23 protein-coding genes are annotated in these 25451 nt (G+C 65.2%); 20 read left to right on the top strand and 3 right to left on the bottom strand.

Features of this window, described 5'->3' with window-relative positions:
- The first annotated feature begins 38 nt into the window (after positions 1-38).
- From G4223_RS12410 to G4223_RS12395, 4 genes are read left to right on the top strand one after another with little or no spacing between them, the layout of a single operon-like run.
- Positions 39-599, top strand: a complete 561-nt coding sequence (locus tag G4223_RS12410; protein ID WP_163679989.1) for a shikimate kinase — start codon at positions 39-41, stop codon at positions 597-599.
- On the top strand, positions 596-1702 hold the full coding sequence (gene aroB, locus G4223_RS12405; RefSeq protein ID WP_163679987.1) for a 3-dehydroquinate synthase: 1107 nt from the start codon (positions 596-598) through the stop codon (positions 1700-1702). The genes G4223_RS12410 and aroB overlap by 4 nt, the downstream gene beginning before the upstream one ends.
- Before the next feature lie 4 nt (positions 1703-1706).
- Entirely contained in the window at positions 1707-2990 is a 1284-nt protein-coding gene (locus tag G4223_RS12400; protein WP_163679983.1) for an HlyC/CorC family transporter, read from the top strand.
- 42 nt (positions 2991-3032) lie between these two features.
- The gene (locus G4223_RS12395) at positions 3033-3509 is read left to right on the top strand and encodes a CBS domain-containing protein (protein WP_163679980.1); all 477 of its coding nucleotides are present in this window, start codon (positions 3033-3035) and stop codon (positions 3507-3509) included.
- On the opposite strand, the gene G4223_RS12390 is transcribed toward G4223_RS12395, so the two are convergent.
- Positions 3510-3782: a BolA family protein gene (locus G4223_RS12390; RefSeq protein WP_163679977.1), complete on the bottom strand. Its 273-nt coding sequence runs from the start codon at positions 3780-3782 to the stop codon at positions 3510-3512.
- Positions 3783-3909: 127 nt separating this feature from the next.
- On the opposite strand from G4223_RS12390, the gene G4223_RS12385 reads away from it, so the two are divergent.
- The 3 genes from G4223_RS12385 to cobT are packed head-to-tail and all read left to right on the top strand — an operon-like array spanning position 3910 to position 7444.
- On the top strand, positions 3910-4479 hold the full coding sequence (locus G4223_RS12385) for a J domain-containing protein (RefSeq protein WP_163679974.1): 570 nt from the start codon (positions 3910-3912) through the stop codon (positions 4477-4479).
- 39 nt (positions 4480-4518) lie between these two features.
- Positions 4519-5520 carry a cobaltochelatase subunit CobS gene (gene cobS, locus G4223_RS12380; protein ID WP_163679971.1) on the top strand — a complete coding sequence of 334 codons (1002 nt, stop codon included), beginning with the start codon at positions 4519-4521 and terminating at the stop codon, positions 5518-5520.
- Between the two features lie 10 nt (positions 5521-5530).
- On the top strand, positions 5531-7444 hold the full coding sequence (gene cobT / locus G4223_RS12375) for a cobaltochelatase subunit CobT (protein WP_277395042.1): 1914 nt from the start codon (positions 5531-5533) through the stop codon (positions 7442-7444).
- A 47-nt stretch (positions 7445-7491) separates the two neighbouring features.
- On the opposite strand, the gene G4223_RS12370 is transcribed toward cobT, so the two are convergent.
- A complete protein-coding gene (locus G4223_RS12370) occupies positions 7492-8196 on the bottom strand; it encodes a hypothetical protein (protein ID WP_163679961.1) in 705 nt (234 codons plus the stop codon).
- A 154-nt stretch (positions 8197-8350) separates the two neighbouring features.
- Here G4223_RS12370 and G4223_RS12365 point away from each other — a divergent pair, with 154 nt between their 5' ends.
- From G4223_RS12365 to G4223_RS12305, 13 genes are all read left to right on the top strand, one after another.
- The gene (locus G4223_RS12365; protein ID WP_163679959.1) at positions 8351-9283 is read left to right on the top strand and encodes a DHH family phosphoesterase; all 933 of its coding nucleotides are present in this window, start codon (positions 8351-8353) and stop codon (positions 9281-9283) included.
- Positions 9284-9389: 106 nt separating this feature from the next.
- On the top strand, positions 9390-10004 hold the full coding sequence (locus G4223_RS12360) for a metalloendopeptidase (RefSeq protein ID WP_163679956.1): 615 nt from the start codon (positions 9390-9392) through the stop codon (positions 10002-10004).
- A gap of 47 nt (positions 10005-10051) precedes the next feature.
- Positions 10052-10894 (top strand): diaminopimelate epimerase, encoded by an 843-nt coding sequence (gene dapF / locus G4223_RS12355; RefSeq protein ID WP_163679953.1) that lies wholly within the window; start codon positions 10052-10054, stop codon positions 10892-10894.
- A 352-nt stretch (positions 10895-11246) separates the two neighbouring features.
- The gene (gene mtaB / locus G4223_RS12350) at positions 11247-12500 is read left to right on the top strand and encodes a tRNA (N(6)-L-threonylcarbamoyladenosine(37)-C(2))-methylthiotransferase MtaB (protein WP_163679950.1); all 1254 of its coding nucleotides are present in this window, start codon (positions 11247-11249) and stop codon (positions 12498-12500) included.
- 21 nt (positions 12501-12521) lie between these two features.
- Positions 12522-13628 (top strand): signal recognition particle-docking protein FtsY, encoded by a 1107-nt coding sequence (ftsY, locus tag G4223_RS12345; protein WP_163679947.1) that lies wholly within the window; start codon positions 12522-12524, stop codon positions 13626-13628.
- Between the two features lie 315 nt (positions 13629-13943).
- Complete coding sequence (mdh, locus tag G4223_RS12340) at positions 13944-14903, top strand: malate dehydrogenase (protein WP_163679944.1); 960 nt, start codon at positions 13944-13946, stop codon at positions 14901-14903.
- A gap of 24 nt (positions 14904-14927) precedes the next feature.
- Positions 14928-16124, top strand: a complete 1197-nt coding sequence (sucC, locus tag G4223_RS12335; protein WP_163679941.1) for an ADP-forming succinate--CoA ligase subunit beta — start codon at positions 14928-14930, stop codon at positions 16122-16124.
- On the top strand, positions 16125-17000 hold the full coding sequence (gene sucD / locus G4223_RS12330; RefSeq protein WP_163679938.1) for a succinate--CoA ligase subunit alpha: 876 nt from the start codon (positions 16125-16127) through the stop codon (positions 16998-17000).
- Between the two features lie 150 nt (positions 17001-17150).
- A complete protein-coding gene (locus G4223_RS12325; RefSeq protein WP_163679935.1) occupies positions 17151-20123 on the top strand; it encodes a 2-oxoglutarate dehydrogenase E1 component in 2973 nt (990 codons plus the stop codon).
- A gap of 25 nt (positions 20124-20148) precedes the next feature.
- Positions 20149-21348 (top strand): 2-oxoglutarate dehydrogenase complex dihydrolipoyllysine-residue succinyltransferase, encoded by a 1200-nt coding sequence (gene odhB / locus G4223_RS12320; protein ID WP_163679931.1) that lies wholly within the window; start codon positions 20149-20151, stop codon positions 21346-21348.
- A 113-nt stretch (positions 21349-21461) separates the two neighbouring features.
- Positions 21462-22871 (top strand): dihydrolipoyl dehydrogenase, encoded by a 1410-nt coding sequence (lpdA, locus tag G4223_RS12315; protein WP_163679929.1) that lies wholly within the window; start codon positions 21462-21464, stop codon positions 22869-22871.
- Positions 22872-22945: 74 nt separating this feature from the next.
- Positions 22946-23941 carry a M23 family metallopeptidase gene (locus tag G4223_RS12310; protein ID WP_163679927.1) on the top strand — a complete coding sequence of 332 codons (996 nt, stop codon included), beginning with the start codon at positions 22946-22948 and terminating at the stop codon, positions 23939-23941.
- A 76-nt stretch (positions 23942-24017) separates the two neighbouring features.
- A complete protein-coding gene (locus G4223_RS12305) occupies positions 24018-24350 on the top strand; it encodes a hypothetical protein (RefSeq protein ID WP_163679923.1) in 333 nt (110 codons plus the stop codon).
- 18 nt (positions 24351-24368) lie between these two features.
- Here the strand turns inward: G4223_RS12305 and G4223_RS12300 are convergent, their stop codons facing one another.
- A complete protein-coding gene (locus G4223_RS12300) occupies positions 24369-25358 on the bottom strand; it encodes a helix-turn-helix transcriptional regulator (protein ID WP_163679921.1) in 990 nt (329 codons plus the stop codon).
- Positions 25359-25451 lie beyond the last annotated feature (93 nt).

Here is a 25451-nt window from a genome sequence, read left to right as displayed (position 1 = left end):
GACGCAAGGCGCGTCGATCAACGGCGGGACCAAGGCTGATGGCACAAGAGCAGGTCGACGGCATCCTGGAGCGGCTTCGCCGTCCGATCGTGCTGGTCGGACTGATGGGCGCGGGCAAGTCCTGCGTCGGCCGTCGGCTGGCTGCGCGGCTGGGAATCCCCTTTGTCGATGCCGATTCCGAATTCGAGGCCGCCGCCGGCTGCTCCATCGCCGATTTCTTCGCCCGTTATGGCGAACCGGCGTTCCGCGAGGGCGAGCGCAAGGTCATCGCCCGGCTGATGGAAGGCCCGCTTTGCGTGCTCGCCACCGGCGGCGGCGCCTTCTGCGACCCCGAGACCCGCGACCGCATCAAGCAAGGCGCGATGTCGGTATGGATTCGCGCCGACCTTGACCTTCTGGTCAAACGCACCTCGGGACGCGACCACCGGCCGCTGCTGAAAACCGGCGACCCGCGCGAGATCCTGTCGCGGCTGATGGATGCGCGCTACCCTCTTTACGCCCAGGCCGACATTATCGTCGACACCACCGACGAGCCGCCGGAAGTGACGGTGGCCAAGGTCCTGGACGAATTGGCCCGTACTCTGGAGCAAGTGCCATGACCACCGAGACGCTGTCCGTCGCGCTGGCGGAACGCAGCTATGACATTCACATCGGCCCCGGTCTGATCGACCGCGCCGGCACGCTGATGAAGCCGGTGATGAACGGCAACCGGGCCTTCGTGGTGACCGACGATTCGGTGGCGCCGCTTTACCTCGACCGGCTGCTCGCCAGTCTGGACAAGGCCGGCATCAAGCACCTCAACACCGTGTTGCCGCATGGTGAAAGCACCAAGGATTTCTCTCATCTCGAGGCCCTGGTGGACGCCATGCTGGAGGCGCGCTGCGAACGCTCGACCATGGTGGTCGCGCTGGGCGGCGGCGTGGTCGGCGACCTGACCGGCTTCGCCGCCTCGATCCTTCAGCGCGGCCTGGATTTCGTCCAGGTGCCGACCACTCTTCTGGCCCAGGTGGACAGCAGTGTCGGCGGCAAGACCGGCATCAACACCCGGCACGGCAAGAATCTGGTGGGTGCCTTCCACCAGCCGCGTCTGGTGCTGGCCGACACACAGGCGTTGACCAGTCTGCCGCGCCGTCAGGTGTTGGCCGGCTATGCCGAGGTGGTGAAATACGGCTGTATCGACGAACCCGAGTTCTTTGCCTGGCTGGAGGAGAACGGCTTCCACGTCATCGTCGGCGAGGAAAAGGCCCGTCGCCACGCGGTGGCGGTGAGCTGCCGCGCCAAGGCCCGCATCGTCGCCCAGGACGAACGCGAGGGCGGCGTGCGCGCGTTGCTGAACCTGGGCCACACCTTCGCCCACGCGCTGGAGGCCGAGACCGGTTTCTCGGACGAGATGCTGCACGGCGAGGCGGTGGCGATTGGCATGGTGATGGCCTTCCGGCTGTCGGCCCGGCTGGGCCTCGCGCCGGTCGAGGACGCGGTGCGTCTGGAACGCCATCTGGCCAAGGTCGGCCTGCCGACCGGGCTCAGCCGCAACCGCGTCTGGGACGTGGAGCGCCTGATCCACCACATGGCCGGCGACAAGAAGGTCAAGGACGGCAAGGTTACCTTCGTGCTGGCGCGCGGGATCGGCCAAAGCTTCCTGACCCGCGAGGTGCCGGCCGAGGCGGTGCGCGAGATGCTTCAGGACTTCGCCAAGGTTTGAGCCCATGGATACCGTGCCCCTGTCTTTGGTGGTCATCCTGGTTCTGCTGGTGGTCTCGGCGTTTTTTTCCGGGTCCGAAACCGCGCTGACCGCCGTGTCGCGGCCGTTCCTGCATCAGATGGAGCAGGACGGCAACGTCAAGGCCGGCCGGGTCAACCGGCTGATCGCCGCGCGCGACCGTCTGATCGGCGCGTTGTTGCTGGGCAACAATCTGGTCAACATCCTGGCGTCGTCCGTGGCCACCAGCACCATGATGGCGCTGTTCGGCGATGCCGGCGTGGTCTATGCCACCGCCGGCATGACCGTGGTGGTGGTGATGTTCGGCGAGGTGCTGCCCAAGACCTATGCCATCTACAACGCCAATGCGGTGGCGTTGTGGGTGAGCGGGCCGGTGTCGGCGGTGGTGTGGGTGCTGTCGCCGCTGGTGCGGCTGATCGAGATGCTGACCCGGCTGATTTTCCGTCTGTTCGGGGCCCGCTACGCCACCAAGGCGACCATCGAAAGCGCCATGATGGAATTGCGCGGCGCCATCGAGGTGCATGCCTCGGAAATCGAGGTGGAGGCCGAGCGCAAGATGCTGCGCTCGATCCTCGACCTCGACGACGTCGGCGTCGGCGACGTCATGACCCATCGCAAGGCGGCGCTGACCATCGACGCCAACCTGCCGTCGGCGGAAATCGTCGATCAGATCCTGAAAAGCACCTTCACCCGCATTCCCCTGTGGCGCGACAACCCCGACAACATCGTCGGCGTGGTCCACGCCAAGGACCTGTTGCGGGCGGTGCGCGCGCTGGGCGGCGAGCTGGAAAAACTGGACGTGGCCGAACTGGCCTCGGCGCCGTGGTTCATTCCCGATTCCACCACGTTGCTGGAACAGTTGACCGCCTTTCGCCAGCGGCGTGAACATTTCGCCCTGGTGGTGGACGAATACGGCGCGCTGCTGGGCATCGTCACCCTCGAGGACATCCTCGAGGAAATCGTCGGCGACATCGCCGACGAGCACGACGCGGCGGTGGCCGGGGTCAAGGCCCAGACCGACGGCTCGTTCGTGGTCGACGGCACGGTGACCATCCGCGACCTGAACCGTCAGTTCGATTGGCGCCTGCCCGACGAACAGGCGGCGACCATCGCCGGCCTGCTGCTGCATGAAAGCCGGCAAATCCCCTCGGTGGGACAGGTGTTCCGCTTTTTCGGCTTCCGTTTCGAGGTGCTGCGGCGCCATCGCAACCAGATCACCTCGATCCGCATCACGCCGCCGGCCAGCGGTCCGGTGGCCGAGGAAGATTGAGGGTGATTGCGCACAGTGCCTATCCGGTCGTATAATCACCGGATGCGACCGAAAATTGTACCTGACGTGGTCAGTCCCGGCGACGTGCTGACCCTGTCGCCCCAATCCAGCGTCCGTGACGCCTCGCGTCTGATGGCGGCCAACAACGTCGCCGCCTTGCTGGTGACCGAACCGGGCCACCTGTTGGGCATCGTCACCGAACGTGACGTCAGCGCCCGCGTCGTGGCGGCCGGGCTTGACCCCGATGCCACCACGCTGGCGCAGGTGATGAGCCCCAGGCCGCGTTCGCTGGCTCCCGACGATTCCATTTCCGAGGCGCTGGAGCTGATGCGCCGCCACGGTTTCCGCCACCTGCCGGTGTTGGACGAGGCGGGGTGCCCGCTGGCCATGGTGTCGGTGCGTGACCTTTATGCCGTGGTCCAGCGGCAGATGGAGCACGACATGCTGACCCGCGACGCCTGGATCATGGGGATCGCCGACGCCTGGGGCGACGGCGACGGCCTTCAGGACGGCGGCTGATCATTGCCCTTCGTCGGGGGTCCGGGTCGCCAGTTGCAGGGCGTGCACCGGTCCGGCCAGTTCCTCGGCCAACAGGACGTTGACCATGCGGTGACGCTCGACCCGGCTTTTGCCGGCGAAGGCGGCCGACACGACCTCGACCCGGAAATGGCTTTCGGCGCCGCCGTCGTTGCCGTGATGGCCGGCGTGACGGGCGGAATCGTCCTCGACCACCAGACGGACGGGGGAAAGTCCTTGGGCCAGCTTGCGCTCGATGGCGGCGCGCACCTTCATGTCGGGTCCTTTCGGGAAATCCTGTACCGCGCCTAGGTGGGGGTTGGCGCCAAGGTCGTCAAGGGGCGATGTTTTCCCGCAAGCCGCCTTGCTTCCGACGCGGCCAATCCGCATTATTGCGGCCACCATGAAGGCAAGCGGTTTCAAACGTTCCTGGCGTGTCCCTTTTGACGAGCCCCCCAAGCCGCGGACGCGGCATTGCGACCATCCCGGCTGCACGGCCGAGGGCGAGTATCGGGCGCCGAAATCCCGCGACCACCTGACGGAATATTATTGGTTCTGTCTGGACCATGTGCGCGCCTACAACGCCTCTTGGGATTTCTACAAGGGCATGAGCCCCGAGCAGATCGAGGCAGAGCTTCGCCGCTCCACTACCTGGCAGCGCGAAACCTGGCCGTTGGGGGCCAAGACCGGCAACCGCCGCTTCAACTTCGGCATCCACGATCCCTTCGGCGTGTTCGACGAGGACGTGGTGCGCGAACAGAACGCCAAGGCGCGCGCCGAGACCCCGGAGCAGGCAGCCATGCGCGTGATGGAGCTTGACGGGGAACTGACACTCGCCATTCTCAAGAAGCGCTATAAGCTGTTGGTGAAGCGCCACCACCCGGATCTGCATGGCGGCGACAAGGCCGCCGAAGAGAAGTTCAAGGAAATCAACCAGGCCTACACCACGCTGCTCGCCAGCTTGACCGCATGAGGAACCGGGCCGAGACCCGGACATTCAAGGACCCCCAGCATGACTTCCAGCACCCAGAGCCCGCTCGCCTCGGACCATCCGCTTGCCCTGCCCGACATCGAACTGGACGTGCGCGAGACCTTCGGCATCGACACCGACCTGAAGGTGCCCGCGTTCAGCCAGGGCTCGGAACACGTGCCGGAAAAGGACCCGGCCTATCGCTTCGACCGCGACACCACCTTGGCCATCCTGGCCGGTTTCGCCTTCAACCGTCGCGTCATGGTCCAGGGCTATCACGGCACCGGCAAGTCGACCCACATCGAACAGGTGGCTGCGCGTCTCAACTGGCCGTGCATCCGCATCAACCTTGACAGCCACGTCAGCCGGATCGACCTGATCGGCAAGGATGCCATCGTGCTCAAGGACGGCAAGCAGGTGACCGAGTTCCGCGAGGGCATCCTGCCGTGGGCGCTGCAACATCCCTGCGCCCTGGTGTTCGACGAATACGACGCCGGCCGTCCCGACGTGATGTTCGTCATCCAGCGCGTGCTCGAGGTCGAAGGCAAGCTGACGCTTCTGGATCAGAATCGGGTGATCCGTCCGCATCCCGCCTTCCGTCTGTTCGCCACCGCCAACACCGTGGGCCTGGGCGACACCACCGGCCTTTATCACGGCACGCAACAGATCAACCAGGGCCAGATGGACCGCTGGAACATCGTCGCTACCCTCAATTACCTGGAGCACGACGCCGAGGTGGACATCGTTTCCGCCAAGTTGCCGGGCTATGGCGACGATGCCGGCCGCAAGATGATCGGCCAGATGGTGTCGTTGGCCGACCTGACCCGCCAGGGCTTCATGAACGGCGACATCTCGACGGTGATGAGCCCGCGCACGGTCATCACCTGGGCCGAGAACGCCAAGATCTTCGGCGATGTGGCCTTCGCCTTCCGTCTCACCTTCCTCAACAAGTGCGACGAGGTCGAACGCCCGGTGCTGGCCGAATATTACCAGCGCTGCTTCAACCAGGAACTGCCGGAAACCCCTGCGCGGGTGATGATGTAGGACCGCTCCCTTGTCCGTTCCCCCCAACACGCCCCCGGCCCACGTTACCGCCCAGCCGCGCCGGGACGAGACGCCGGCCGACCTGATGAAGCGGTGCACCACGGCGGTGGTGCGCGCGGTGGCCGGCCGTGCCGACCTTGACGTCGGCTATGGCACCGGGGCCGCCAACGTGCGTGGTACCGAAATCCGGTTGCCGGCGCCGCCGCGCAACGTCACCGCCGCTGATCTGGTGCGGCTGCGGGGGACGGCGGACGCGGTAGGGTTGCGGTTCCGCTATCATACCGAGGCGTTGCATGCCGGTCGCATGCCGCCGGGGGCCGAGGCGCGGCGGGTGTACGAAGCGGTGGAACAGGCCCGTATCGAGGCATTGGGGGCGCGGCGCATGGCCGGTGCGGCCGCCAACATCGCCGCCGTCCTGGAACAGAAGGCACGGGCCGAGGGGCTGGACCGGGTCGGCAAGCGCGACGAGGTGCCGTTGGCCGAGGCCATGCGCTTCATCGCCCGCCAGCACTTCCTGGGAGAACCGCCGCCGCCATCGGCCCGGCGTGCGGTCGAATTGTGGGCGCCCTATATCGAGGACAAGGCCGGCTTGCGTCTTGACGCGCTGCGTGACCTGATCGCCGACGAGGAACGTTTTGTCGGCGGCCTCAAGGAATTGCTGGGCGAGTTGGATTTGTTCGCGCCGTCCGAATTGAACGACGAAGAAAGCGAGCAAAGCGAAGAACAGGGGCAACAGGCCAGCGAAGGGGAATCCCAAGGCAGCCGCGACACCGAGGACGACGACCAGTCCAAGGGCCCCCAGGCGGAGGGACAGCCCCAGGCCGCGCCGGGCAGCGCCGAAGGCGACGGCGAACAGGACGGTGTCGAGTCGGGCGAGGAAATGGAGATTTCCGGCGCCGGCACGGACGAACCGGGCGGGCCGTCGCGGTCGCGTCCCAATTTCGAACCGCAGCCCGGCGTCCATGGAGAACGGCCCTATCATTCCTACACCACCCGTTTCGACGAAGTGGTGCTGGCCGAGGAATTGTGCGACGTCGAGGAACTGACCCGGCTGCGGAACCAACTCGACCAGCAGATGGCCCATCTTCAGGGCGTGGTGGCCAAATTGGCCAACCGCCTGCAACGCAAGCTGATGGCTCAGCAGACGCGCAACTGGGATTTCGACCTTGAGGAAGGCATCCTCGACACCGGCCGCTTGGCCCGCGTCGTCGCCAACCCCACCCATTCGCTGTCGTTCAAGGTGGAAAAGGAAACCGATTTCCGCGACACCGTGGTGACGTTGCTGATCGACAATTCCGGCTCCATGCGCGGCCGGCCGATCAGCGTCGCCGCCATGAGCGCGGAAATCCTGGCCCGCACCCTGGAACGCTGCGCGGTCAAGGTCGAGGTGCTGGGGTTCACTACGCGGGCGTGGAAGGGCGGGCAATCGCGCGAGAAATGGCTGGCCGACGGCAAACCGGCCCAGCCGGGACGCCTCAACGACCTGCGCCACATCGTCTACAAGGCGGCGGACGCGCCATGGCGGCGGACCCGGCGCAACATGGGGCTGATGCTGCGCGAAGGCATCCTCAAGGAAAACATCGACGGCGAGGCGCTGTTGTGGGCGCACGACCGGCTGTTGGGGCGGTCCGAACAGCGCCGTATCCTCATGGTCATCTCGGACGGCGCGCCGGTGGACGATTCGACGCTTTCGGCCAATCCCGGCAATTACCTGGAAAAGCACCTGCGCGACGTCATCGAATTCGTCGAGACCCGCTCGCCGGTGGAACTGATCGCCATCGGTATCGGCCATGACGTCACCCGCTATTACCGCCGGGCGGTGACCATCATGGACGCCGAGGAACTGGGCGGCACCGTGCTGCGTCAGTTGACGGCGCTGTTCGACGAAAAGACCGAAGGCGCCGGCCGGTTCCGCCGGGGGTAAGGCCGGTTGTTTTGTTCCTTGCCCGTGCCTTATTCCTTGCCCGTGCCTTATTCCTTGAAGGCGTCGCCCCAGCTGCCCTGGGGTAGGGTGAAGTTGTCCACCGGGTAGGCCGGGCCGCTGCTGGCGGCGGTGGGCGCAGGGGCCGCCGGGAGCGGTTCCGGCTGGCTGATGGCTGGCCGAGTGGCGATGTCGGCCGGGGTCAAGGCGGGCGGCGGTGCCGCGGTCAAAGAGGGCGGCGGTGCCGGGGTGGCCGTGGAGTCCGCCGGTGCGGTGGCGGGGGGCGGTGTGTCCGTGGGCGAGCCCGGAACCGCAGCCGGTGTCTGAACCGTCAGATGGTTGCCGCTGAGCGTGTTATGCGGTTTCGCCTTCTTTCCGGTTTGGACCTCCCACGCCTTGACGGCGTTGTGGTCGAACGGGTTCACCGGAGAGCCCGCGGCCGTTACCATTTCGGGATCGTAGCAGAAAAAATCGGCGATATGCGGCGAGGCCATGCGGCATTGCCAGCGGGTTACGGTGGTGACCCGCGCGGTCAAGCCATAGGTGCCGCATCGTTCGGCGGCCAGCGCTTCGACCTCGGCCCAGGGTGTGGCGTCGCTGTAGCAGATGTTGAAGCGGCCGTATTCGATCACCGGGTCCAGGGGCTTGCTGTAGCTCGGGTTGATGCTGCCGCCGACGTTGACGAACGGTTCGGGGTCGGCGCAGCCGGCGCCAAGGGCGGCAATCAGCAGGATCAAGGGGCGGTGGGCGCGCATGTCGGGGCTCGGTCGTCTTGTCGGTCTCTCTGTTTATCCCAGAGGCGGGGCAAGGGAAAGGCGCTTTGCCGTCGGAAAGCGCGTTGCGGCCGTTGTCTCCGCCTGCGCCAGGAGATACTCTGGCCGAACGTTTGGGTGGGTAGGAGAATTCCCGATGTCCGAAGCCAAGAAGTTCCGTCTGGTGACCCGCAGCGATTTCGACGGTTTGGTCTGTGCCGTGCTGTTGCGCCAGTTGGACATCATCGACGATATCAAGTTCGTCCACCCCAAGGATATGCAGGATGGGCTGATCGACATCGGTCCCAACGACATCACCACCAACCTTCCCTATGTGGATGGCGTGCACATCGCCTTCGACCACCATTTGTCCGAGACCATCCGCGTCGGCAAGCGTGACAACCACGTCATCCATCCCGACGCGCCGTCGGCGGCCCGCGTGGTCTATGATTATTACGGCGGCGCCGTGCGCTTCCCTGCGGCCTGGGACAAGATGATGGAGGAGGTCGACAAGGCCGATTCCGCGCAATATTCCCTGGACGACATCCTGTCGCCCACCGGGTGGACGCTGCTGAACTACATCATGGACGCCCGTACCGGCCTGGGGCGTTTCCGCGAGTTCCGCATTTCCAACTACCAGTTGATGATGAACCTCATCGACTATTGCCGGAACCACACCATCGAACAGATCCTGGACCTGCCCGACGTCAAGGAACGCACCGACCTTTATTTCGAGCACGAGGAACGGGCCACGGACCAGATCAAGCGCTGTTCCAAGGTCTATGGCAATCTGGTGGTGCTGGACCTGCGTGAAGAGGAAACCATCTTCGCCGGCAACCGCTTCATGATTTATGCGCTGCATCCCCAGTGCAACATCTCGATCCACGTCATGTGGGGCCTGAAGAAGCAGAACACGGTGTTCGCCATCGGCCGCTCCATCCTGGATCGCGGGTCCAAGACCAATGTCGGCGCGCTGTGCCTGGAATACGGCGGCGGCGGCCACGAAAAGGCCGGCACCTGCCAGGTGCCCAACGACCAGGCGGAAAGCGCGTTGGAGGCGATCGTCAAACGCATCAACGCCGACGGTTGATTCCCCAGAGCCCCGCCCTTTGGCGGGGTTCTTTTTTGTTGCGCTGGCGATTGGGCTGACTCACATTCTGGGGGTTGGTTTCTTCGCACCCCACGAGATGTTGGCCATGGACCTGCAACGACTTGCCAAGGTGCTGGCGCTTGCCGCTTCGGACAACGATGCCGAGGCGCTGGGCGCCCTGCGTGCCGCCCATCGTCTGCTGGCCGAGGCCGGCAGCGATTTCGTCGCCTTGGCCGATGTGTTGGCCGGGGGGGATGGCGCCGGACGCTCGGCGCTCGAGGACGCCGTCTTCCATTTGCGCAACGAAGTGCGCGAGCTCAAATGCGAGAACGAACGGCTGCGCCAGGGGCGTGCCGCCGACGGTACGCCGACCTCGATGTTCGAGGCGGCGCGGGCCGCTTCGGATGTCATCCGCCTGCGCGCCGAATTGGCCGAGGCGCAGGAAACGTTGGCCGAGGAACGGGCCGCCCAGGCGGGCCTGAGGCGGACGGTGCAGGAAGTGCAGGCGGAACTGGCGGTGGCCATCGGTCGATTGTCCGACGCCGAGGTGCGGAAATTGCGGCTTGAGGCGGAAAACCGCCGTCTGGCCGTCGAGCTGGAACAGGCCCGCATCCTGCCGCCCGGCCTTCCGGCCGAGCTTCTGCCTCAGGAAACGAAGGCCGAGCGCAAGCCGCGCGGCGTGCGTTCCCGCGTTCCGGCCAACCAATATGCGCTGTTCTGATCGGGGCACGCTGGACTCTGCGGGGGCGAGCCCCATATAACCCGGTCATGAACACCGCGATCGCCCATGAATTCGTCAAGATGCACGGATTGGGGAACGACTTCGTCGTCCTCGATATTCGTCGTTCGGGCCTGACCCTGACGGCGGACGCCGTGCGCGCCATCGCCGACCGTCGCCGTGGGGTCGGCTGCGACCAGTTGATCGTCGTCGAGCCGCCACGGGGGGACAATTCCACCGCCTGGATGACCATCTACAACCCCGATGGTTCCGAATCGGGAGCGTGCGGCAATGCCACCCGTTGCGTCGCGTGGCTGCTGATGGGCGAAACCGGTGCTGACCGTGTGGTGATCGAAACCCGCGCCGGCCTGTTGAAGGCCGAAACGCGCGGCGACAGGATGGTGGCGGTGGATATGGGGCCGGCGCGGCTGGACTGGCGGGACATTCCGTTGGCCGAGGCACGCGACACCCTGCACCTGGGCATCGGCCTTGGCCCTCTGAGCGACCCGGTGGGGGTCAGCATGGGCAACCCGCACGCGGTGTTCTTTGTCCCTGACGTGGCCGACGTTAACCTGTCGTCGGTGGGGTCGGGGCTGGAGCATCATCCCTTGTTCCCGGAACGCGCCAACATCGAGATCGTCCAGGTTCTGGGACCGGAAAAGCTGCGCATGCGGGTGTGGGAACGCGGTGCCGGCATCACCCAGGCCTGCGGCACCGGCGCCTGCGCCTCGCTGGTGGCGGCGGCGCGGCGTGGCCTGACCACCCGCAAGGCCGAGGTGGTGCTGGATGGCGGTTCCCTGTTCATCGAATGGCTGGCCGACGACCATGTGCTGATGACCGGGCCGGTGGCGCTGGCGTTCCGGGGAACCCTCGACCCGAGTTTGATGGCGTGACCGGAGCGAGCGTAGCGAGGGACTGGCGCGTTGAGCGCCCGCGAGCTCCTGCGAGCGTGAGCCAAGCGCGCGGAAGCGTGCGCCCGGCGTTTGAGGGGCCAGACATGACCGGAGCGAGCGTAGCGAGGGACTGGCGCGTTGAGCGCCCGCGCGCCCCTGCGAGCGTGAGCCAAGCGCGCGGATGCGTGCGCCCGGCGTTTGAGGGGCCAGACATGACCGGAGCGAGCGCAGCGAGGGACTGGGCCGTTGAGGCCCCGCGAGCATGTGCGAGTGTCAGCCAAGCGCGCGGAGGCGCGCGCCCGGCGCCTGAGGGCCTGAACGTGACCGGAGCGAGCGTAGCGAGGGGCTGGTCATGACCACCGACAAGGTTCAGGTCGTCACCTTCGGGTGCCGTCTGAACGCCTACGAATCCGAGGTCATGCGCGAACATGCCAAGGCGGCGGAGACGGGGGTCGAGACGATCATCGTCAACACCTGCGCGGTGACCTCCGAGGCTGAACGTCAGGCCCGCCAGAACATCCGCAAGCTCAGGCGCGACAACCCGAACGCCCGCATCGTGGTCACCGGCTGTGCCGCCCAGGTGGACCCGGCCAAGTTCGCCGCCATGCCCGAGGTGGATCAGGTGCTGGGCAATTCCGAGAAGATGCAGCCCGATATCTTCACCGCGCCGCCCGAGGACCGCATCGTCGTCACCGACATCATGACGGTGCGCGAGACCGCCGAGCATCTGGTCAGCGGGTTCGAGGGGCGGGCGCGGGCCTTCGTCGAGGTGCAGACCGGTTGCGACCACCGCTGCACCTTCTGCATCATTCCGTTCGGGCGCGGCAATAACCGCTCGGTGCCCATGGGGCGCGTCGTCGAGCAGGTGCGCGCCCTGGTGGCCCAGGGGTTCAGCGAAGTCGTCTTCACCGGAGTCGACATCACCGCCTATGGCGGCGACCTGCCGGGACAGCCGACCTTGGGCCAGATGGCGCGCCGCCTGTTGGCCCAGGTGCCGGAGCTGCCGCGTCTGCGGCTGTCGTCGCTCGACCCGGTCGAGGTCGATGACGACCTGTTGCGGCTGGTGGCCGAGGAAGAGCGCCTGATGCCGCATTTCCACCTGTCGGCCCAGGCCGGCGACGACATGATCCTGAAGCGCATGAAGCGCCGTCATCTGCGTGCCGACGTGATCTCGCTGGCGGCCCGGCTGCGGGCGTTGCGCGGCGACGTGGCGCTGGGCGCCGACATCATCGCCGGCTTCCCCACCGAGGACGAGGCCATGTTCCGGCAATCGCTGGAGTTGGTGGACGAAGCCGGACTGACCCATCTGCATGTCTTTCCGTTCTCGGCCCGCCCCGGCACGCCGGCGGCGCGCATGCCGCGCGTTCCCGGCGACGTGGTCAAGGATCGCGCCGCGCGGCTGCGGGCCAAGGGCGAGGGCGCCATGGCCGCTTTCCTGGCGTCCAGGGTCGGGCGCGAGGCCAGCGTGCTGGTGGAAGGCGACAACACCGGATTTAGCGAGCATTATCTGCCGGTGCGTCTGGACGTTCCGGCGCAGGACGGCGCGATCGTCCAGGTTCGCGTCGCCGGTGTGGACGGCGCCACTTTGGTCGCGAAGCCGCGCTGAGACGCGGCCGGGGAGAGAGGCATGAGCAAGACGGGTTTTTTCGGGCGGTTGCTGGGACGCAAGGGCGAGGACACGCCGCCGGAGGAGCAACCCGTCGTCGAGGCCGGGGTTGGAAACCCCGTCGTGCCATCCGAGCCCGAATCCGAACCGGCACTGACGCCCGAGCCCGAATCCGAGCCCGAAGCTGATGGTGCCGCCGAGACCGAGGCGTCGTCGGGATGGTTCTCGCGTCTCAGGTCGGGGTTGTCCAAATCCTCGTCCAAGCTGACCTTGGGCATCGGTGACCTGTTCACCAAGCGTAAGCTGGATGACGAGGCACTGGAGGAACTGGAGGAGTTGCTCATCACCTCCGACCTGGGCGTCGCCACCGCCGCCCGCGTCACCAAGCGTCTGGCCAAGACCCGCTTCGGTCAGGACGTGGATTCCGACGAGATCAAGGCCACCCTGGCCGAGGAGATCGGCGCCATCCTGGCTCCGGTCGCCGTGCCGCTGGCGCCCGATTTCGACCGCAAGCCCCATGTGATTTTGGTGGTCGGCGTCAACGGCGCCGGCAAGACCACCACCATCGGCAAGATGGCCAAGTTCTATCGCGACCAGGGCCGTTCCGTGACCCTGGCCGCCGGCGACACCTTCCGCGCCGCGGCGGTGGAACAGCTCAAGGTGTGGGGCGAACGCACCAATTGCCCGGTGGTGGCGCGCGAAACCGGTGCCGATGCCGCCGGTTTGGCCTTCGACGCCCTGGCCGACGCGCGCAAGCGCGGTGACGATCTGTTGTTCATCGACACCGCCGGACGCCTTCAGAACAAGGCCGATCTGATGGCCGAACTGGAAAAGATCGTCCGTGTCATCAAGAAGCAGGACGAAACCGCGCCGCATGACGTGTTGCTGGTGTTGGACGCCACGGTGGGCCAGAACGCCCATTCCCAGGTGGAAATCTTCCGCCAGATGGTCGGCGTCACCGGACTGGTGCTGACCAAGCTGGACGGAACCGCGCGTGGCGGCGTGCTGGTGGCGCTGGCCGACAAGTTCCAGTTGCCGGTGCACGCCATCGGAATCGGCGAGAAGGCTTCGGACCTGCGCCCGTTCGCGGCTGACGCCTTCGCGCGTTCGCTGGTGGGGTTGGACTGATCCGTCCCCTTTGTCATGAGGGGCTAAAACAGGGCACCCACCCTGCCGCAACCACCCGCAAGGGTGGGGCAAAACCCGTACCGGGTAGGGACTTTTCGAAGGACTCCAAGGGGTTAGCCCGACACGGGGGTATGGCGGCGCGCAAACCAAGGGAAAAGCGTTCGTATTAGCTTGTGCTAATATAGTGTAGCCAAGTGCCAATCCCCTTGCCCTTGGGCGCGAATCGGGTTACCAAGACCCTCCAAGGCCTATGCTGCGACGCATCGCAGCCCACCCGTTCGACCAGAATCACGAACACCACCTGAGGGAATTTCAATGGCACGCAAGAAGATTGCTCTCGTTGGCTCGGGCAACATCGGCGGTACGCTCGCGCATCTCATCGGTCTCAAGGAACTGGGCGATGTGGTGCTGTTCGACATCGCCGAAGGCATCCCGCAGGGCAAGGGGCTCGACATCGCCGAGTCCACTCCGGTCGAGGGCGTGAACGCCCGCTACTCGGGCGCCAACGACTACTCCGCCATCGCCGGCGCCGACGTGGTCATCGTCACCGCCGGTGTGCCGCGCAAGCCCGGCATGTCCCGTGACGATCTGGTCGCCATCAACCTGAAGGTCATGGCCTCCGTCGGCCAGGGCATCAAGGACAACTGCCCCAACGCCTTCGTGATCTGCATCACCAATCCGCTCGACGTGATGGTGTGGGCGTTGCAGCATTATTCGGGCCTGCCGGCCAACAAGATCGTCGGCATGGCCGGCGTGCTGGACTCGGCTCGCTTCCGTTACTTCCTGTCGGAAGAGTTCAACGTCTCGGTCGAGGACGTCACCGCCTTCGTGCTGGGTGGCCATGGCGATACCATGGTGCCGCTGGTGCGCTACTCCACCGTCGCCGGCATTCCGCTGCCGGATCTGGTGAAGATGGGCTGGACCACCCAGGAGAAGCTGGACCAGATCGTGCAGCGTACCCGTGACGGCGGCGCCGAGATCGTCAACCTGCTCAAGACCGGCTCGGCTTACTACGCTCCGGCCGCCTCGGGCGTCGCCATGGCTGAAGCCTATCTTAAGGACCAGAAGCGCGTCATGCCCGTCGCGACCCTGGTCAAGGCCGGCACCTTCGGTCAGCCCGACGACGTGTTCGTCGGCGTGCCGGTGGTGATCGGCGAAAACGGCGTGGAACGTGTTGTTGAGATCGAACTCTCGGCCGACGAACAGGCCGCCTTCAACAAGTCCGCCGATGCCGTCCGTGGCCTGGTCACGGTCGCCAAGGGCCTGATGGGCTAATCAAACTCCAGGGGGAGTCCAAGAATGAATATTCACGAGTATCAAGCCAAGCAGCTCTTGGCCAAGTACGGCGTCGCCGTGCTCAAGGGCGGCGTGGCCTACACTCCGTCCGAGGCTACCCAGGTGGCCAAGGAACTCGGTGGTCCGGTGTGGGTCGTCAAGTCGCAGATCCACGCCGGCGGCCGAGGCAAGGGCAAGTTCAAGAACGACCCGAACGGCAAGGGCGGCGTCCGCGTCGTCAAGTCGGTCGAGGAGGTCGCCGAGAACGCCAACCAGATGCTGGGCCAGGTCCTGGTCACCATCCAGACCGGCCCGGCCGGCAAGGAAGTGAAGCGCGTCTACATCGAGCAGGGTTGCGACATCCGTCGCGAGCTGTACCTGTCGCTCCTGGTGGACCGCGCTTCCTCCAAGGTCACCATCGTCGCCTCGACCGAAGGCGGCATGGAGATCGAAGAGGTGGCCCACAGCCACCCGGAAAAGATCGTCAAGGTGGCCATCGACCCGGTCGAGGGCTTCCAGCAGTATCACGGCCGCAAGGTGGCCTTCGCTCTCGGCCTCGAGGGCAAGCAGGTCAGCACCGCCGTCAAGTTCATGGGCTCGCTCTATAAGGCGTTCATGGACCTGGACTGCTCGGTGGTCGAGATCAACCCGCTGGTGGTCACCGGCGACGATCAGCTGATCGCGCTCGACGCCAAGGTCAACTTCGACGACAACGCGCTGTTCCGTCACAAGGACATCGAAGAACTGCGTGACGAGTCCGAGGAAGACCCGGCCGAGCTTGAGGCCGCGCGCCACTCGCTCAACTACATCAAGCTCGACGGCGCCATCGGCTGCATGGTCAACGGTGCCGGTCTGGCCATGGCCACCATGGACATCATCAAGCTCTATGGCGGCGAGCCGGCCAACTTCCTCGACGTCGGCGGCGGCGCCACCAAGGAGCGCGTCACCACCGCCTTCAAGCTGATCCTGTCCGACCCGAACGTGGAAGGCATCCTGGTCAACATCTTCGGCGGCATCATGCGCTGCGACGTCATCGCCGAAGGCGTTGTCGCCGCCGCCCGCGAAGTGTCGCTCAACGTTCCGCTCGTGGTTCGCCTGGAAGGCACCAATGTCGAGCTGGGCAAGAAGATCATGGCTCAGTCGGGCCTGCCCATCATCGCCGCCGACAATCTGGCGGATGCCGCCGAAAAGGTGGTCAAGGCCGTGAAGGAGGCTCAGTAAATGGCCGTTCTCGTCAATTCCAACACGAAGGTGATCTGCCAGGGCTTCACCGGCGCCCAGGGCACCTTCCACTCCGAACAGGCCATCGCCTACGGCACCAAGATGGTGGGCGGCGTCACCCCCGGTAAGGGCGGCACCAAGCACCTGGACCTGCCGGTGTTCAACACCGTCGCCGAGGCCAAGGCCGTCACCGGCTGCAACGCCTCGGTGATCTACGTGCCGCCGCCGTTCGCCGCCGACGCCATCCTGGAGGCCATCGACGCCGAGATCGAGCTGGCCGTCTGCATCACCGAGGGTATCCCGGTGGCCGACATGCTGGCCGTCAAGCGGGCGCTCAAGGGGTCCAAGACTCGTCTGATCGGTCCGAACTGCCCGGGTGTCATCACCCCCGGCGAATGCAAGATCGGCATCATGCCCGGTCACATTCACCAGCGCGGCAAGGTCGGCATCGTGTCCCGTTCGGGCACCCTGACCTATGAGGCGGTGGCGCAGACCACGGCCGCCGGCCTGGGCCAGACCACCTGCATCGGCATTGGCGGTGACCCGATCAACGGCACCAACTTCGTCGACAGCCTGCAAATGTTCCTGGACGACCCCGAGACCGAAGCGATCATCATGATCGGCGAAATCGGTGGCGACGCCGAGGTTCAGGGCGCCGAGCTGCTGAAGTCCTCCAAGGTCAAGAAGCCGACGGTGGGTTTCATCGCCGGCCGCACCGCCCCTCCGGGCCGCCGCATGGGCCATGCCGGCGCGGTGATCTCGGGCGGCAACGACACCGCCGACTTCAAGGTCGAGGCCTTGCGCGCAGCCGGTATCGCCGTGGCCGACAGCCCGGCTTCGCTGGGATCGACCATGTTGAAGCTGCTTAAGGGCTAAGCCCTTTCCTAGGGCGGCCCGATGCACCCGCCGGAGCATCGGGCCGTTTTTTACCTCAGTTTGCGCCGCTGATGGCGGCGCCCGGCGGCGCCGCCATCGTTCCATAAGAAGGAAAGGGATGCGGGAAAAAACCCGCGTCAGCCCCCGACGATGACGAAGCATTCCGACGAAACGTCCTTCCTGACCGGCGGCAACGCCGTGTTCATCGCCGAGCTGTATGCCCGGTATGTCGAGGATCCCTCTTCGGTCGATGCGTCCTGGGTAAGCTTTTTCCAGGACCTGAAGGACGAGGGTGTTGCCATCACCCGCGACTTCAAGGGCACCGACTACGCCCCGCGCGACGTCAAGATCGTCGGCGCTGTCGATCCCGAGGAAGCCGCCGCCGCCGCCAAGAAGGCCAAGGAAGCTGCCGCCAAGGGGGGCAAGGGAGCTCCTGCCGCCGCCGCTCCGGCCGACCCGGCCGCCCAGCGTCAGGCGGTGCTGGATTCCATCCGGGCGCTCATGATGATCCGCGCCTACCGCGTGCGCGGCCATCTCGAGGCCGACCTCGATCCGCTGGGGCTGAACAAGCCCGAGCCGCATCCCGAACTGGATTACCGGACCTACGGCTTCACCGAGGCCGACCTTGACCGGACGATCTTCATCGACAACGTGCTGGGGCTCGAGACCGCCACGTTGCGCCACATCGTCAACGTCGTGCGCGCCACCTATTGCGGCAAGATCGGCGTCGAGTTCATGCATATCCAGGACCCCGACCAGAAGGCCTGGATTCAGCGGCGCATCGAAAGCGTGCGCAACCACACCGACTTCACCCCCAAGGGCAAGCGCGCCATCCTGGAGCGCCTGACCGAGGCCGAGGGGTTCGAGCGCTTCTTGCAGCTCAAGTACACCGGCACCAAGCGCTTCGGCCTGGAAGGCGGCGAATCGGTGGTTCCGGCGCTGGAACAGATCCTCAAGCGTGGCGGCCAGTTGGGCGTCACCGATGTCGAGCTGGGCATGGCGCATCGTGGCCGTCTCAACATCCTGGCGAACTTCATGAAGAAGCCCTATCGGGCCATCTTCTCGGAATTCCAGGGCAATCCGGCCAACCCGTCGGACGTCCAGGGATCGGGTGACGTCAAGTACCACCTGGGCACGTCGTCCGACCGCGATTTCGACGGCAACGTGGTGCATCTGACCCTTCAGGCCAACCCGTCGCACCTGGAAGTGGTCGATCCGGTGGTGGTCGGCCGTGTCCGCGCCAAGCAGACGCAAAAGGGCGACCTTGAGCGCCGCAAGGTGCTGGGCATCCTGTTGCATGGCGACGCCGCTTTCGCCGGCCAGGGCGTGGTGCCCGAGACCATGCTGCTGAGCCAGCTTCAGGGGTACACCACCGGCGGCACCATCCATATCATCATCAACAATCAGATCGGCTTCACCACCAGCCCGCAATATTCGCGCTCGGGTCCGTATTCGTCGGACATCGCCAAGGGCGTTCAGGCGCCGGTGTTCCACGTCAACGCCGACGACCCGGAATCGGTGGTGCACGTGGCGCGCATCGCCACCGAGTTCCGCCAGGAATTCGGGGCCGATCTGGTCATCGACATGATCTGCTACCGCCGTCACGGCCACAACGAATCGGACGAGCCGGCGTTCACCCAGCCGCTGATGTACCGCAAGATCGCCAGCCACCCGACCACCCGCACCATCTATGGCCGTCAGCTGGTGGCCGAAGGGACGCTGACCGAGGACGAGGTCGCCGGCATCGTGACCGCGTTCCAGGAGCACCTGGAACAGGAGTTCGAGGCGGGCAAGAGCTTCAAGCCCAACAAGGCCGATTGGCTTGAAGGCAAGTGGCAGGGCATCGTTCAGTTGGCCGAAGAGGAAGAGTACCGGGAAGAAAAGACCGGTGTCGCCCTTGAGGTCCTGAAGGAAGTCGGGCACAAACTGGCCGAGGTTCCTGCCGACTTCAACCTGAACCGCAAGATCGCCCGCCAGCTCCTGGCCAAGAAGGAGATGGTGGATTCGGGCACCGGCGTCGATTGGGCGACCGCCGAGGCGTTGGCCTTCGGCACCTTGCTGATCGAGAACCACCCGGTTCGTCTGTCCGGTCAGGATTGCGGCCGCGGCACCTTCTCGCAGCGCCATTGCCGTCTGGTCGACCAGGAAAACGAAAATCGCTTCGAGCCCCTGAACCACATCCGTCCCGGCAACCAGGCCCATTTCGAGGTTCTGGACAGCCCGTTGTCGGAAGAGGCGGTGCTGGGCTTCGAATACGGCTACTCGCTGACCACTCCCCAGGGGCTGACCCTGTGGGAGGCGCAGTTCGGCGACTTCGCCAACGGTGCCCAGGTGATCATCGACCAGTTCATCAACTCGGGCGAGTCCAAGTGGCTGCGCATGTCGGGTCTGGTGATGCTGTTGCCGCACGGCTACGAGGGACAAGGTCCCGAGCATTCGTCGGCGCGGTGGGAGCGTTACCTGCAATTGTCGGCGGAAGACAACTGGTCGGTGGTCAACATCACCACCCCGGCCAATTTCTTCCATGCGTTGCGCCGCCAGATCCACCGCAATTTCCGCAAGCCCCTGGTGGTGATGGAGCCGAAGTCGCTGCTGCGTCACAAACTCTGCGTCAGCAAGCTTGAGGAGTTCGGCACCGGCACCCGCTTCTATCGCGTGCTGGCCGAAACCGAGCGTCTGGTGCCCGACGCCAAGGTCCGTCGCGTCGTCCTGTGCTCGGGCAAGGTCTATTACGACCTGTTCGAGGAGCGTCAGAAGCGCGGCATCGACGACGTCGCCATCGTCCGCATCGAGCAGCTCTATCCCTGGCCCAAGGATGCCATCAAGCACCAGTTGGCCCGTTACCCCGAGGCCGATCTGGTGTGGGTGCAGGAAGAGCCGGCCAACATGGGGCCGTGGACCTTCGTCGATCGCCGGATCGAGTTCATTTGCGAGGAACTCGAGATCAAGGCCAAGCGCGCCGTCTATTGCGGCCGCCGCGCCGCGGCCTCGCCGGCCACCGGCCTTTACAAGACCCACAACGCCGAACAGGCGTGGATCGTCGACACCGCCCTGTCGGGCGACCTCGCCAACGTCGCGCAGCCGTTCCGCCGGGCCACCAAGCTCAGCCGGTTGACCGCCTAGGATTGAAATAAGGGAACGCCACAAAATGACGACCAAGATCACGGTGCCCACCCTGGGCGAATCCATCACCGAAGCCACCGTTGCCAAGTGGCTCAAGAATGTCGGCGACGCGGTCAAGGCCGACGAGCCGATCGTCGAGCTGGAAACCGACAAGGTGACCGCTGAAGTTCCGGCCCCGGCGGCTGGCGTGCTGAGCGAAATCCTGGTTCAGGCCGGCGCCACCGTCGAGATCGGCGCCGAACTGGGCATCATCGGCGAAGGCACCGGTGCCGCCGCCGCGCCGGCCCCCAAGGCAGCCGCTCCCGCCGCCGCGCCGGCTCCGGCTGCCGCTCCGGCGGTTGCCGCCGCTCCGCCGGCCTTCCCGTCGGCGGCCAAGCTGGCCTCTGAGACCGGTGTCGACACCGCCGCCATTGCCGGCTCCGGCAAGGGTGGCCGGGTGACCAAGGGTGACGTGATGGCCGCCGCCGCCGCTCCGGCGCCGGCCGCCAAGCCGGCGGTTCCGTCCGGTCCGCGCGCCAAGGCCGACCTGGAGGAGCGCGTGCGGATGACCCGCCTGCGCAAGACCATCGCCGGCCGTCTGAAGGAAGCGCAGAACACCGCCGCCATGCTGACCACCTTCAACGAGGTGGACATGACCGCGCTGTTTGCCCTGCGCAACCAGTACAAGGACCAGTTCGAGAAGAAGCACGGCACCAAGCTGGGCTTCATGTCCTTCTTCCTCAAGGCCTGTATCGCCGCGCTCAAGGATTGGCCGGCGGTCAACGCCGAGATCGACGGCGACGACCTGGTCTACAAGCACTATTACGACATCGGCGTGGCCGTGGGCACTCCCCAGGGTCTGGTGGTGCCGGTGGTGCGCAACGCCGACCAGCTTTCGTTCGCCGACGTGGAAAAGACCATCGCCGGCCTGGGCAAGAAGGCCCGTGACGGCAAGCTGGGCATGGACGACCTGACGGGTGGCACCTTCACCATCTCGAACGGCGGCGTCTATGGTTCCTTGATGAGCACGCCGATCCTCAACACCCCGCAATCGGGCATCCTGGGCATGCACAAGGTCCAGCCGCGTCCGATGGTGATGCCCGACGGTTCGATCCAGGCGCGTCCGATGATGTATCTGGCGCTCAGCTACGACCACCGCATCATCGACGGCCGCGAGGCGGTGTCGTTCCTGGTGCGCGTCAAGGAATGCATCGAGGACCCGCAGCGCATCCTGCTGGAAATGTAGGATTGATTAACCACAGAGGCACGGAGACACGGAAAGGGCTGTGTCTCGAAGCCAGCACACTCTCTCTGTGCCTCTGTGTCTCTGTGGTTCAATAAGAATTGGGACTGGAAACCATGTCCGAGAACACTTTCGACGTCGTTGTCATCGGTGGTGGCCCCGGCGGCTACGTCGCCGCCATCCGCGCCGCCCAGTTGGGCCTCAAGACCGCCTGCGTTGAAAAGCGCGGCGCGCTCGGCGGGACCTGCCTGAACGTCGGCTGCATTCCGTCCAAGGCCCTGTTGTCGGCCAGCCATGCCTATGAGGCCGCCGCCCACCATTACGGCGCTTTCGGCGTCAAGGTCGGCAAGGTCGAGATGGACGTGGCCGCCATGCAGGGTCACAAGGACAAGGTGGTGTCCGACAACACCAAGGGCATCGAGTTCCTGTTCAAGAAGAACAAGGTGACCTACATCGTCGGCGCCGGCACCATCACCGCGCCGGGTCAGGTCAAGGTCACCGCCAAGGACGGCGCCGAGAGCCAGGTGACGGCCAAGGTCATCGTCATCGCCACCGGTTCCGACGTCACGCCCCTGCCGGGTGTCGAGATCGACGAAGAGGTGATCGTCTCTTCCACCGGCGCGCTGGCGCTGAAGAAGACGCCGAAAACCATGGTGGTCATCGGTGGCGGCGTCATCGGCCTGGAACTGGGCACGGTGTGGCGCCGTCTGGGCGCCGAGGTGACGGTGGTCGAGTTCCTGGACCGCATCTTGCCGACCAATGACGGCGAGGTGTCGAAGTCCATGCACAAGATCCTGGCCAAGCAGGGCTTCACCTTCAAGCTGGGGACCAAGGTCACCAGCGCCAAGAAGGCGGGCAAGCACGCTGTCCTGACCGTGGAGCCCGCCGCTGGCGGAGCCGCCGAAGAGATCAAGGCCGACGTGGTGTTGGTCGCCATTGGCCGCAAGCCCTACACCGAGGGGCTGGGGCTCGAGAACGTCGGCATCGCCACCGATGCCCGTGGCTTCATTCCGGTCAACGGTCATTATCAGACCAGCGTCCCCGGCATCTACGCCATCGGTGACGTGGTCGGCGGCGCCATGCTGGCGCACAAGGCCGAGGAAGAGGGCGTCGCCCTGGCCGAGATGTTGGCCGGCCAGCATGGCCATGTGAACTACGACGCCATTCCGGCGGTGGTCTACACCTGGCCGGAAGTGGCCGCGGTCGGCAAGACCGAGGAACAGTTGAAGGCCGAAGGCATCGCCTACAAGGCCGGCAAGTTCCCGTTCACCGCCAACGGCCGCGCACGCTCCATGAACGAGACCGAGGGTTTCGTCAAGGTGCTGGCCTGCGCCACCACCGACCGCGTGCTGGGTGCCCACATCGTCGGTCCCAATGCCGGCGACCTGTTGGCCGAACTGGTGATGGCCATGGAATTCGGTGCGGCGTCGGAAGATGTGGCCCGGACCTGCCACAGCCATCCGGGCCTGGGCGAGGCGGTCAAGGAAGCCTGTCTGGCCGTTCTGGGTCGCGCCCTGCATATTTGAGAGCTTTGTGAAAAGCGGCCCCTTCGTCCCTTGCGGGATGGAGGGGCCGCTCTTATTTGCGCTATGGTCAAACCATGCGCATGTTTCTCGCCCTTCTGCTGGTCCTGGTGGCCGCTCCCGCCTTGGCCGATCCGCCAAGTCTTCGCCTGCCGCTCGATTGTCGGCTGGGCGAGGATTGCTGGATCGCCAACTATCCCGATTCCGATCCCGGTCCCGGCAGTCGCGATTACACCTGCGCCCCCCGGTCCTATGACGGCCATACCGGCGTGGACATCGCCTTGCGCGACCGCGAGGCGCTGGAGGCTGGAGTGCCGGTGCTGGCGGTCGCGGCCGGCAAGGTGGTGGCTGCCCGTGACGAGGTCGAGGACGGTCTTTGGCTGGCCGGCCGCAAGGACGAGGTCAAGGCGGCGCGGCGCGAATGCGGCAACCGGGTGGCGGTCGCCCATGGCGACGGCTGGGTCACCGATTATTGCCACATGCGGCAAGGCTCGATCCGGGTCAAGGTGGGCGACATGGTCGCCGCCGGCCAACCCTTGGGGCTTGTCGGCTTGTCGGGCATGACCGAGTTCCCCCATATCCATGTCGGGCTGCTTCGTTTCGCGCCGGGAAAGACCGAGGGGGTTCCTGTCGATCCTTTCACCGGAGCCCTGTTGTCGGCCGGTTGCGGCCAGCCGCCGAAGCCGTTGTGGGGGCAAAGCCTGCCGTATCAGGCGGGCGACCTGTATGCGGTGGGTTTCGCCGACCATCTTCCCACGGCGGACGAGGTCAAGCGGCATGCCCAAGGGCTTGCCGTCGTGACCCCAGACGCGCCGGCCCTGGTCGCCTGGGCGACCTTGTTCGGGGTCAAGGGCGGCGACCGTCTGGGGGTTCGGCTGACCGCGCCCGACGGCTCGACCTTGCTGGAGCAAACCATTGCGCTGGATCGCGACCAGGCATGGCGGATGGCGGCTTCGGGCAAGAAACGCCCGGTTTCCGGTTGGGTGATTGGCCGTTATCAGGCTGTCGTCATCTGGGAACGGCCGGGGCGGCCCCCCCAGATGCGGACCACCGCCATCGAGGTGAGACCCTGACCCCGACTTCGTTAATGTCTCGCAACGATTTCGCCTGCTTTGGTGGTTGCGCCCGTCCGTCACAAGAGAGGGCGTCGTGAGCGACCGCCGGCTTTACGGACAATTGCCGCCGGACCCGGTGCGGCGGATGCGCCGCCGCTGGACGGTGGTCGCCAAACGGGCGGTCTGGCTGGTGCTGGCGCTGGCGTTTATCGCCGCCGGCATCGCGGCGGTGCCGTCGCCGGTGCCTATCGGTTTCGTGCTGTTCGCCATCGGCCTTTATTTCGCCGCGCGCGGGTCGAAGATGGCGCGGCGCGGGGTAACGGCGTTGCGTCGTGCGGTGCCGCCCATGTCGCGCGCCCTGAACGCGGTCAAGCATCGCTTGCCGCTTTCGGTCCGCCGCTTCATCGAACGCAGCGATCCCCAGTGATACCCCTTGGGGCGAGCGTCACTTCTTGCGAAGGGCGCTGGGGGGGTATCCGAATTTGCGGCGGAACGCCGTCAGGAAATGATGGGTGTGGGTGTAGCCCAATTGCTGCGCCAAGGTCTTGAGCGGGATGGTGCTTGCCTTGATGGCGGCATGGGCTTCGTTCAGGCGCAAATCCGTCATGAGTGTATGGATCGGCTGACCGTATGCGGCCTTGAATTCGGCGTTCAGCGTTCGGGCGGAAACGTTGAATTCCGCTGCGATCTCGTCGAGTGACGGCAACTTTCCAGGCACCTGCGACAACATGTCGAAAACCTTGCGCGCGCGTCGGCGGCTGGGTGAATTCTCCTCGCCATTTTCGGCACATCCCAAATGGGTCAGCAAGGCCGACAGGTATTCCAGTGCCCGCGCCTGACAGACCAGTCGTCGCAGCGGGCCCGTCATGCCTGTGGGAATCAATTCGTGCAAATGGCGGCTGACCGAGGCCGGCATGGGGTGAACCAATACTTTCGGCGAGGGTAGGAGCCCCAATGCCGACAGCATTCGTTCAACGCAATCCGCTCCCAGCAGGCTTATCAGGGTGGAGTGGCTGATTGTCAGTGACGTCATTGTGCAGTCTTCAGCCTGAGAGACGCTGGGTATCATTTCTGCACGATCTGCGAATCTGAATAAATCGTATCCACATTTGTATTCCAAAGCTGTATTTGGATGCATCTCATCATGTAGAATGCGCCCCTTGTCTACGCTTTGCACCATAAGTGACCCGCCTGACAGGTCACTTGTGACCTTCCCTATTTCTATCAGGCCATCGTCACTATGCTTCTTAAACGTATGAACTGATCTAAAAATTGATATTCCGAAAGACATATCAATCTTCGTAAAGAAGATATCGCACTCTGGTGTGCTTGCGTGCAGCAGATCGCTGTCAGAATCGTCTGAGAGTGGATCGATTTGTAAGTCGTTTGCGCCCTCTGGCCAGGTGAATTTTATTTTTCTATAGGCGTTTGCCATGATCTTTTGCTCCCGCAAGGCGGCATGAATTCCCAAAACCACAAAAGCCGCTTGGCGGCTATTCAACTTGGAATTGATTGTTCCAGATCACGT

Origin of the sequence: Magnetospirillum aberrantis SpK (assembly GCF_011022235.1) — a bacterium.
GTDB lineage: Bacteria > Pseudomonadota > Alphaproteobacteria > Rhodospirillales > Magnetospirillaceae > Magnetospirillum > Magnetospirillum aberrantis.
Note: the sequence above shows the minus strand (reverse complement) of the source record. Positions and strands in the feature narration are given on the sequence as shown.